At 69.0% G+C, this 9,732-nt stretch carries 9 protein-coding genes and 2 tRNA genes; 4 read left to right on the top strand and 7 right to left on the bottom strand.

The features are described from left to right. The 3 genes from V6M45_RS12150 to V6M45_RS12140 form a co-directional block, all read right to left on the bottom strand. On the bottom strand, positions 1–123 hold a 123-nt coding region (locus V6M45_RS12150; RefSeq protein ID WP_332653630.1), incomplete at its 3' end, for a GTP-binding protein. A gap of 52 nt (positions 124–175) precedes the next feature. Further along, positions 176–249: transfer RNA gene (locus V6M45_RS12145), tRNA-Gly, on the bottom strand. A 94-nt stretch (positions 250–343) separates the two neighbouring features. Continuing rightward, positions 344–427, bottom strand: a tRNA-Tyr gene (locus tag V6M45_RS12140). 147 nt (positions 428–574) lie between these two features. Between V6M45_RS12140 and rlmB the strand changes: the two genes are divergently transcribed. Together rlmB and V6M45_RS12130 are read left to right on the top strand one after the other, a co-directional pair. Further along, positions 575–1,486 (top strand): 23S rRNA (guanosine(2251)-2'-O)-methyltransferase RlmB, encoded by a 912-nt coding sequence (gene rlmB / locus V6M45_RS12135; protein WP_332656782.1) that lies wholly within the window; start codon positions 575–577, stop codon positions 1,484–1,486. Between the two features lie 51 nt (positions 1,487–1,537). Continuing rightward, positions 1,538–2,395 carry a TerC family protein gene (locus tag V6M45_RS12130; protein ID WP_332656780.1) on the top strand — a complete coding sequence of 286 codons (858 nt, stop codon included), beginning with the start codon at positions 1,538–1,540 and terminating at the stop codon, positions 2,393–2,395. A gap of 55 nt (positions 2,396–2,450) precedes the next feature. On the opposite strand, the gene metG is transcribed toward V6M45_RS12130, so the two are convergent. From metG to V6M45_RS12115, 3 genes are all read right to left on the bottom strand, one after another. Beyond that, positions 2,451–4,157: a methionine--tRNA ligase gene (metG, locus tag V6M45_RS12125; protein ID WP_332656778.1), complete on the bottom strand. Its 1,707-nt coding sequence runs from the start codon at positions 4,155–4,157 to the stop codon at positions 2,451–2,453. 91 nt (positions 4,158–4,248) lie between these two features. Continuing rightward, a complete protein-coding gene (locus tag V6M45_RS12120; protein WP_332656776.1) occupies positions 4,249–5,598 on the bottom strand; it encodes an MATE family efflux transporter in 1,350 nt (449 codons plus the stop codon). Positions 5,599–5,688: 90 nt separating this feature from the next. Beyond that, a complete protein-coding gene (locus V6M45_RS12115) occupies positions 5,689–6,159 on the bottom strand; it encodes an OsmC family protein (RefSeq protein ID WP_332656774.1) in 471 nt (156 codons plus the stop codon). Between the two features lie 140 nt (positions 6,160–6,299). Here V6M45_RS12115 and V6M45_RS12110 point away from each other — a divergent pair, with 140 nt between their 5' ends. Next, positions 6,300–7,892, top strand: coding sequence for a carboxyl transferase domain-containing protein (locus tag V6M45_RS12110; protein WP_332656772.1), 1,593 nt, complete (start codon positions 6,300–6,302; stop codon positions 7,890–7,892). Here V6M45_RS12110 and V6M45_RS12105 read toward each other — a convergent pair whose 3' ends face one another. After that, positions 7,893–8,261, bottom strand: a complete 369-nt coding sequence (locus V6M45_RS12105) for a DUF2200 domain-containing protein (RefSeq protein WP_332656770.1) — start codon at positions 8,259–8,261, stop codon at positions 7,893–7,895. It lies immediately after the preceding gene. Positions 8,262–8,326: 65 nt separating this feature from the next. Here V6M45_RS12105 and V6M45_RS12100 point away from each other — a divergent pair, with 65 nt between their 5' ends. Continuing rightward, positions 8,327–9,226, top strand: coding sequence for an enoyl-CoA hydratase-related protein (locus V6M45_RS12100; RefSeq protein WP_332656768.1), 900 nt, complete (start codon positions 8,327–8,329; stop codon positions 9,224–9,226). The last annotated feature ends 506 nt before the right edge of the window (positions 9,227–9,732 follow it).

Here is a 9,732-nt window from a genome sequence, read left to right as displayed (position 1 = left end):
GCCGCCGGCCTTGGCCAGAACCATCGTGATCGCCGCCGTCAGCGTCGTCTTGCCATGGTCCACGTGACCGATCGTGCCGATGTTGCAGTGCGGCTTGTTACGTTCGAACTTTTCCTTGGCCATGGCCAAAACTCCTGTGGCCCGGAAAGGGGCGATTGGGTCAGCTATCGAATTCTGGAGCGGGTAGACGGAATCGAACCGACATATTCAGCTTGGAAGGCTGCTGTACTACCATTGTACTATACCCGCACGGAGACGGCCTTGGGCCCGCCCTTCCCGGGGGAAGCAGGGGCCGTCGACCGCCGACCCGATATGGCGTCCGGACCGTCGTTTCGAAAGCGCGTGGTGGGGGAAGCAGGACTCGAACCTGCGAAGCTTACGCAGGGGATTTACAGTCCCCCCCCTTTGCCGCTCGGGACATTCCCCCAGCGCGCTTTTCGAACCGTCGGACCGTTGCGACGTTGGTCTTTCGACCCCCGGCGCAACAAAAGCTCTCGGTGTCTCGCGTCGCCTGCGATAGGAGGGGCGCCAGACCCGAAAGCCCTCAGGGCTCCAAATCGGAGGGCGTCTTATAGTGTCGAGAAATCCAGAACGCAACGACCGGAAATCGGGCAAAAAACCGGCCTTCGGAGGCAAGCCCGGCGGGCGTTCGGACGGCGCGCGGCCCACCGCCGGCGGTGGACCGAAGGCCGGCGGCTGGAACCCCAATCCGTCGCCCCGGGCCGCTGATTCCGCCCCCCGCCCCGCGCGCGGCGGCAAGGCGGACGCCGACAATTTCGTCTGGGGCCGCCATCCCGTGCTGGCGGCGCTCGCCAATCCGGCCCGCAAGGGCATGGGCCGGCTGCTGGCCACGCCGGACCGCGCCGCCGAGATCGAGCGCGACGGACTGGCCCACGGCCACCGGATCGAAATCATCGAGCCGCAGGCGCTGGACCGGATGCTGCCGGCCGGGGCCGTGCACCAGGGCTTCGCCTTCAAGGTCCAGCCGCTGGAGGGCGTGGCGCTGGAGGACCTCGCCGAACCCGCCTCCGGGATCATCGTCATGCTGGACCAGCTGACTGATCCGCAGAACGTCGGCGCCATCTTCCGCTCGGCCCTCGCCTTCGGGGCGCGCGGGATCGTGGTGCAGGACCGCCACTCCCCCGCCCTCGCCGGCGCCCTGGCCAAGGCCTCCGCGGGCGCGACCGAGCGCCTGCCCTGCGCCCGCGTCACCAATCTGAGCCGGGCGCTGGAGCGGCTGGCCGATCTCGGCTGGCGCGCGGTCGGCCTCGACGGCGCCGCGGACCTGACGCTGGAGCAGGCCATGGACGGCCGCCCCACGGTGCTGGTCATGGGCTCCGAGGGCGACGGCGTGCGCCGGCTGGTGGCCGAACACTGCGACGTCATGGCGCGCATCCCCATGCCCGGGGGATTCGAAAGCCTGAACGTCTCCAACGCCGCCGCCATCGCGCTTTATGAGGCGACCCGCGCGCGCGGCGGAACCTGAATGCGTCGTCTCCGCTTGCCCAACCCGTCCCCCCTGCCCTAACAGCGCCGCATGGAATTTCTGACCTCCGCCGAACTGTTCACCCCCGAAGCGCTCAGCGCGCTCGGCAAGGTGCTGATGATCGATCTCGTGCTGGCCGGCGACAACGCCGTGGCCGTGGGCCTGGCCGCCGCCGCCCTGCCGCAGGAGCAGCGCCGCAAGGCCATCCTGATCGGCCTCGCCGCCGCCGTGGTGCTGCGCATCGGCTTCGCCCTGATCACGGTGCAGTTGCTGGCCATCATCGGCCTGCTGCTGGCCGGGGGCGTGCTGCTGCTCTGGGTGTGCTGGAAGATGTGGCGCGAACTGCGCGAGCAGGCCACCCACGACCAGGCCGAGGCCGAACACGAGCTGGAGCTCGCCCTCGCCATCGAGCACGGCAAGGGCCCCTCGCCCGAGGAGATGGGGCTGAAGCGCAAGACCTTCGGCGCCGCCCTGCTGCAGATCATGATCGCCGACGTCACCATGTCGCTGGACAATGTGCTGGCCGTGGCCGGCGCGGCCCACGACCATCCGGTCATCATGGTCTTCGGCCTGATCCTGTCGATCGCCCTGATGGGCGTGGCCGCGACCTATATCGCCAAGCTGCTGCACCGCTTCCGCTGGATCGGCTACGTCGGCCTGCTGGTGGTGCTCTACGTCGCGCTCCACATGATCTGGGACGGCGCCCGCTCGGTGATCGTGCGGACCGACCGGATGGAGGAATTCAACGCCTCGGCCCCGGCCTTCCTCGACATCGGCGAGGCGGAGGCGGCCAAACACATGAAGGGCATGCGCGAGGCCGACAGCGCCCTGCCCGCCCCGCCGATCCCGGCCGCGCCGGCGGACGCGCCGCCCCCGGTCACGGCGGACCCGCCGCCCCCGACCCCCTGAACAAAAAAAGGCCCGGAGCGATCCGGGCCTTTTCCGTTTCGGGAGTGGATAGTGCTCAGGCCTCGGCGCCGCCGAACCGCTCGCTCCACTCCGCCACCTGGGCGTCCTCGATCTTGGTGAACAGCACCCCCTGCGCCGCCACCGCCTGGCCGCGCGGCAGGACGTCCAGCAGCGCCTCGTCCGGCCGCGGCCACGACAGGTCCGTCGCCCCGACCGAGGCGGCGATCTTCTCCGCCGAGAACGGCATGACCGGCGCCGCCAGCCGGGCGAACAGGGCCACGAGGTTCAGACCCGTGCGCACCCCGACCGCCGAGCGTTCGACATCGGTCTTGAAGGCGGTCCAGGGCGCCGCCTCCTGCAGATACTCATTGCCGAGCACCCAGACGGCGCGCAGGGCCTGGCAGGCCTTGCGGAACTCCATGGCCTCGAAGGCGGCCGTGGCCTCGGCGATGCCGGCGGCGACGTCGGCCTGCAGCTTCGCCTCCAGCGGCCCCGGCTCGCCGGCCTCGGGCACGACGCCGTCGAACTTCGACTCCGCGAATTTGACGATGCGATTGACGAAATTGCCCAGCACATCGGCCAGGTCCTTGTTGGTCGAGGCCTGGAAATCCTCCCAGGTGAAGGCCGAGTCCGAATGCTCGGGTCCATAGGCCGTCAGTCGCCAGCGCCAGTAGTCGGCCGGCAGCAGCTCCAGCGCCTGATCCATGAAGACGCCGCGCTTCTGGCTGGTCGAGAATTTCCCGCCGTACCAGTTCAGCCAGTTGAAGGCCTTCAGCGTGTCGACCGTCTTCCACGGCTCGCCCGAGCCGAGGATGGTCGCGGGGAAGCTGACGGTGTGGAACGCGACATTGTCCTTGCCCATGAACTGGACATAGCGGACGTCGTCCGCGCCCTCATCGGTGCGCCACCAGTCGCGCCAGGTCCGGCCCGTGGCGTCGGCCCATTCCTCGGTGGCGCCGATGTATTCGATCGGGGCGTCGAACCAGACGTAGAAGACCTTGCCTTCCAGCCCCGGCCGCGGCCCGCCGTCGGGCCCCACGACCGGCACGCCCCACTTCAGGTCGCGGGTGATGCCGCGGTCGATCAGCCCCTCGTCCAGATGCTTCAGGGCGATGGATTTCGCCAGCGTCTGCCAGTCGGTCTTTGACTCGATCCAGGCGCGGATGCGGTCGGCCAGCTTCGTCTGCAGCAGATACAGGTGGCGGGTGTCGCGCACCTCGAGGTTCCGCGACCCCGACACCGACGACCAGGGGTCGATCAGATCGGTCGGGTCCAGCAGCCGCCCGCAGTTGTCGCACTGGTCGCCCCGCGCCCCGACATGGCCGCAGTGCGGACAGGTGCCCTCGACATAGCGGTCCGGCAGGAAGCGGGCGTCGTCGACGGAATAGATCATCCGGTCGACCCGCTCCTCGATCAGACCGTTCTTCTCCAGCACCTCGGCGAAATGCTGGGTCAGGCGATGGTTCGGCGGGTTCGACGACCGCCCGAACCAGTCGTAGCTGAGACCGAAGGCCTCGCCCGCCGCCTTCTGGATCTCGTGCTGCTCGTCGCAATAGGTCCGCACGTCCTGACCGGCGGCGGCGGCGGCCAGCTCGGCAGGGGTGCCGTGCTCATCGGTGGCGCAGATATAGAGCACCTCATGCCCCTGGGCCCGCTTGAACCGCGCATACACGTCCGCCGGCAGCATTGATCCGGCCAGATTGCCCAGATGCTTGATGCCGTTGATGTACGGCAGGGCCGAGGTGATCAGGATGCGGGACATGGGTTCCGGGGAGGAGGTCGTGGGGAGTAGGGCTTAGTGGCGAGTGCAGCGCGATATCGCAACCCCGCTGCCGCCAAGGCTACCCCAAGCTCTAGGCCCTCACCACCGGCAGCCGCCGCGCCACCCGCACGAACCGCCCGGTCAGCAGCGCCGACGACACGAGGCTGGCGATGATCACCGCCCAGACGAGGCCGTCGACGCCGATCGCATGCGCCAGGAACCAGCCCAGCGGCATCATGATCAGGCTGTACGCCCCGAAATGCATGATCGTCGGCCACCAGACATCGCCCGCGGCGCGGTTGGCCGAGGCCGAGACCACCTGGATGCCGTCGGCGACGAAGAACAGCGTCGCCAGCACCAGCGCCGGAACCACCACCGCCAGCAGGGCCGGGTCGCGGTTGTAGGCGCTGGCCACCAGCGGCGCCGTCGGCCACAGCACCAGCGCCACCATCAGGGTCAGGACGCTGACCACCCCGATCCCGACCAGTCCGGCCCGCAGCACCCCGCGCCCGTCCTTGGCGCCATAGGCCCGCCCGACCAGCACCGCCGTCGCCGCCGACAGCCCCATCGGGACCATGAAGACGATGGCCGAGACGTTCAGCACGATGGTCCAGGCCGCGGTCTCGATCGCCCCCAGCTGGCCGGCGATGAAGGTCATGGCGGCGAAGGCCCCGACCTCGATGAAATAGCTGGAGCCGGCGCCGTAGCCGATCTTGCGCTGCTCACGCTCATCGGCCCGGTTGCGCTGAGGCCGCCGGAACACCCCGATCTCCCGCGCCTCCGGCAGGCGCACGATGTAGACGATCAGGAACACCGCCAGCGAGGTCCGGGCGAAGAAGGTCGCCCAGGCCGAGGCGACCGCCCCGTCCATGCCGAGCCCCGGCAGGTCGGGCACCAGCAGCAGGTTCAGCGCCAGATTGATGCCGTTGGCGATCCACATGGCCCACATCCCGGCCTTGGGCCGGTGCATCGCCTCGAGGAAGAACTGCGCCGCCACGCTGACCAGATAGCCGGGCATCGACAGGGCGAAGACCACCAGCATCGGCGAGGCTCCCTCGCCCAGCCCCTCGGCCAGCCCCATGTGCTTGAGCGCCCACGGCCCGACCACGATCAGGGCCAGCATCGAGGCGATCCCCAGCTGCAGCGAATAGCTGACGCCCCGCCGCAGCACGGCCCCGACCTCGGCCCGCCGCCCCTCGCCGAGGAAGCGGGCGGTCATCACCTGCACCCCCATCATCAGCCCGACCGCCGTGGTCACCACGATCGCCGTCGGGGCCAGGGCCAGAGAGCTGTAGGCCAGCTCCAGACCGGAATAGTTGCCGACCACGATCACGTCGGTCAGCCCCATGGTCATGATGCCGATGCGCGCCAGCACCACCGGCCACGCCAGGTGCAGCAGCTCGCGCAGGGTCGAACGGGTGTGTTGGCTGAGGGCGAACATGGGAGGCGCGACAGGCCACGGTCCCGGTTTCAGGTCAACGGGATTCCATCGCGCCTGACATAAGGAAACCCGGGGTCGCCCGGGCGGGTCTCAGACTTCCTCGTAGGTCGCCTCGAAGCGCACCGGGAAATTCACCGACCGGGCGATGAAGCAATAGGTGTGGATCTCGCCATGGATCTCGTCCGCCCGGGCCAGATCGGCGCCGCGCTCGACAGTGATCTTCGGCCGCAGCGTGGCCTCCAGGAAGCGGCCGGCGCCGTTGGGGGACGTCTCGCCGAGGCCGACCGGCTGGTCCTCATAGCCGCGCACCACGATCCCGGCCTTGTGGGCCAGGTGCAGGTACCAGAGCATGTGGCAGGCCGAGAGGGCCGAGATCAGCAGGTCCTCGGGGTTGGCCTTCGCCGGATCGCCGCCCAGCAGCGGGTCGTTGGAGCAATGCACCACCGCCTTGCCCGGCGTCTCGATATCCCACGTCCGGTCGTAGCCCAGATAGCGTTTCGTGCCCTCGCCCCGGTCGCCGGTCCAGCGGATCGCGGCGGTGTACTCGTGCGTCTGCGACATGGGACAGGCATCCTCGTCCGGCGGATGCCGGCGATCTATGGGAGTCGGCCGCCTGCGGTCAAGCTTGCGCCCCGCTGGTCCGCGCTCCGAACTGCGCGCGCCACCTTCCCCCGTCGCCTCAACCCCCCTAAACCAGCCCCATGCCCAAGCTGACGTCCGCCATCGATCCGAACAGCCCCGCCTTCAAGGCCCTCGACGCCCACAACCGCGCCCTGCGCGACGAGCTGCGCGCCCGCGTCGCCGAGGCCGCCCTCGGCGGGCCCGAGAAATCCCGCGAACGCCACGTCGCCCGCGGCAAGCTGCTGCCCCGCGACCGGGTCGAACGCCTGCTCGACCCCGGCTCGCCCTTCCTCGAGATCGGTCAGCTGGCCGCCTGCGACATGTACAAGGGCGAGGCCCCCGGCGCCGGCATGATCTGCGGCGTCGGCCGGGTCTCGGGCCGCGAGGTCATGATCGTCGCCAACGACCCGACGGTGAAGGGCGGCGCCTATTTCCCCATGACGGTGAAGAAGCACCTGCGGGCCCAGGAGATCGCCGAGCAGAACAACCTGCCCTGCGTCTATCTGGTCGATTCCGGCGGCGCCAACCTGCCGCACCAGGCCGAGGTCTTCCCCGACCGCGACCATTTCGGCCGCATCTTCTTCAACCAGGCCCGGATGTCGGCGAAGTCGATCCCCCAGATCGCCTGCGTCATGGGCTCCTGCACCGCCGGCGGCGCCTATGTCCCGGCCATGTCGGACGAGACGGTGATCGTGCGCGAACAGGGCACCATCTTCCTGGCGGGCCCGCCGCTGGTGAAGGCCGCCACCGGCGAGGTCATCTCGGCCGAGGAACTGGGCGGGGCCGAGACCCACGGCCGCCGCTCGGGCGTGGTCGACTATGTCGCCGAGAACGACGAGCACGCGCTCGAGATCGTCCGCACGATCGTCGACAGCCTGAACACGGTGAAGCGGGTCGACCTCGACGTCCGCGAACCCCGCGCCCCCGCCTTCGAGGCCGAAGAGCTGTACGGCATCATCCCCGACGACGTCCGTGCCCCCTACGACGTGCGCGAGGTCATCGCCCGCCTGGTCGATGGTTCCGAGTTCGACGAGTTCAAGGCCCTGTACGGCACGACCTTGGTCTGCGGCTTCGCCCGCATCTGGGGCTATCCGGTCGCCATCCTCGCCAACAACGGCGTGCTGTTCTCCGAGAGCGCGCTCAAGGGCGCCCACTTCATCGAACTGGCCTGCAAGCGGAAGATCCCGCTGGTCTTCCTGCAGAACATCTCGGGCTTCATGGTCGGCGGCAAATACGAGGCCGAGGGCATAGCGAAGAACGGCGCCAAGCTGGTCACGGCCGTCGCCTCGGCCGAGGTTCCCAAATTCACCGTCCTGATCGGTGGCAGCTTCGGGGCCGGCAACTACGGCATGTGCGGCCGCGCCTACTCCCCGCGCTTCCTGTTCACCTGGCCCAACAGCCGGATCAGCGTCATGGGCGGCGAACAGGCCGCCGCCGTCCTCGCCACCGTCCACCGCGACGCCGACACCTGGACCCCCGAGGAGGCCGAGGCCTTCAAGGCCCCGGTGCGTCAGAAATACGAGGACGAGGGCAACCCCTACCACGCCACCGCCCGCCTCTGGGACGACGGGGTCATTGACCCGGCGCAGACCCGCGACGTGCTGGGTCTGGCGATCAGCGCCTCACTGAATGCGCCGATCCCGGAGACCACCTTCGGCGTGTTCCGGATGTAATCAGGTGGGAGGCTGCCGCAGCACCTTCTCCATCGCCTTCCCCCTGGCCACCTCGTCGACCAGCTTGTCGAGATAGCGCAGCTCCCGCATGAACGGATCCTCGATCTCCTCGACCCGATAGCCGCAGATCATCCCGGTGATCAGCGTCCGGTTTGGATTCATCGCCGGCGCCTCCGCGAAAAACGTCTCGAAGTCCGTCTTGGCCTCCAGCAGCGCCTCCAGCTGGTCCTGCGAATAGCCCGTCAGCCAGCGGATGACCTCGTCCACCTCGGCGCGCGTGCGGCCCTTTCGCTCGGCCTTGGCGACATAGTGGACGTACACGCTCGCCACGCTCATCCGGCGGATGCGGTCGGTCGCACTGGTCGCCATCGTAATTGCCCCATGTTCCGTTCGGCCCGCCAGGCGTTATACCGCTCAAGCTGCAGGAGAGCACCATGACCGATCCGACCGAAGCCGACCTCAACGCCCTCGACGTCACCCCCGGCGAGGCGGCCGAGATCAACGCCATCGCCCATCCGTTGCTGGCCGATCCGGCGCCCGACGCCAACGACAAACTGGTGCAGATCCGCTCGACGACGGACGGGGTCGTCTTTGTCACCATCAACCGGCCCGACAAGCGCAACGCCTTCGACGCCCCGACCATCGCCGCCCTCTATGAGGCGTTCGAGACCCTGCAGGGCGCCGACCATGTGCGCGTCGTCTTCATCCGCGGCGCGGGCGGAACCTTCAGCGCCGGCGCCGACCTCGGCTGGATGCGCGACGCCGCCGGCTGGTCCGAGGGCGACAACCGCACCGACGCCATGGGTTTGGCGAAGATGCTCAAGGCCCTGCACGACGTCCCCGCCCTGACCGTGGCCATCGTCGAGGGTGCGGCCATGGGCGGCGGGGCCGGCATCGTCGCCGCCTGCGACATGGCCGTGGCGGTCAAGGGAACCCATTTCGCCTTCTCCGAGGTCAAGCTGGGCCTGATCCCCGCGACCATCGCCCCCTATGTCGTCGAGGCCGTCGGCCCCCGCACCGCCCGAGCCCTGTTCATGACCGCCCACGGCTTCGACGCCGACGCGGCGAAGCAATACGGCCTCATCGACCAGGTGCTCGCCTCGGCCGACGCGATCGACGGCTTCGTCACCGCCTTCTCGGACTCGATGAAGGCCTGCGCCCCCGGCGCCGTCGGCGAGGCCAAGCGTCTCGTCAACGACGTGGCCGGCCGTCCGATCGATCACGGCCTGATGGAAGACACCGCCCGCCGCATCGCCCACGCCCGCGTCTCCGACGAGGGCCAGGAAGGCGTCCGCGCCTACCTCGACAAGCGCAAACCCCGCTGGGCGGAGTAGCGACCGGCTGGTTCCTTGCTCTCGTCATCCTCCGGCGAGCGCAGCGAGACCGGGGGACCCAGCGGCGCGCGTGAGCGCGAACCTGACAGTGCGCCGCTGTTCACGACAGCCTGCCTGAACAGATCGCCTTCGGCGCCCACTGGGTCCCCCGGTCGCTCCTGCGGAGCGCCGGAGGATGACGAAAGCGGGAATTGCTGCGCTGCAAGTTCATGCGCCGCCGTCCTTTTGTTTTCCGCCAACCGACTGTTTCCCCACGACAACCGTTCCACATCAGCGTCCTGAACCCGCCATAGGAAGCGCCCGGTCTAGACTCCTGCCCATCCCGTCGACGGGGAGGGCGTCGGATCCACGTTCTCGAGGACGGCGGGCTGTGGTCGAGCGATGAAGCCCGGGCGATGGAGAGTCCGGGGGTCCTCGAGGGCGGGGATGGATCCTGCCCGCTTGCTCGCCGCGCGCCTTGAGGTGCGGTCAGATGGCCTCGCAATGGCGGGGGTAAGGCCGTCCCG

It is taken from the genome of Brevundimonas sp. (assembly GCF_036676055.1).
GTDB lineage: Bacteria > Pseudomonadota > Alphaproteobacteria > Caulobacterales > Caulobacteraceae > Brevundimonas.
The sequence above is the reverse complement of the archived record's forward strand: the minus strand, read 5'-3'. Positions and strand labels throughout refer to the sequence as shown.

Bases quoted from the DNA above. Each gene is read 5' to 3' on its own strand.
- V6M45_RS12130 (WP_332656780.1), top strand. From the start codon at position 1,538: ATGGAATTTCTGACCTCCGCCGAACTGTTCACCCCCGAAGCGCTCAGC.
- metG (WP_332656778.1), bottom strand. From the start codon at position 4,157: ATGTCCCGCATCCTGATCACCTCGGCCCTGCCGTACATCAACGGCATC.
- V6M45_RS12120 (WP_332656776.1), bottom strand. From the start codon at position 5,598: ATGTTCGCCCTCAGCCAACACACCCGTTCGACCCTGCGCGAGCTGCTG.
- V6M45_RS12115 (WP_332656774.1), bottom strand. From the start codon at position 6,159: ATGTCGCAGACGCACGAGTACACCGCCGCGATCCGCTGGACCGGCGAC.
- V6M45_RS12110 (WP_332656772.1), top strand. From the start codon at position 6,300: ATGCCCAAGCTGACGTCCGCCATCGATCCGAACAGCCCCGCCTTCAAG.
- V6M45_RS12105 (WP_332656770.1), bottom strand. From the start codon at position 8,261: ATGGCGACCAGTGCGACCGACCGCATCCGCCGGATGAGCGTGGCGAGC.
- V6M45_RS12100 (WP_332656768.1), top strand. From the start codon at position 8,327: ATGACCGATCCGACCGAAGCCGACCTCAACGCCCTCGACGTCACCCCC.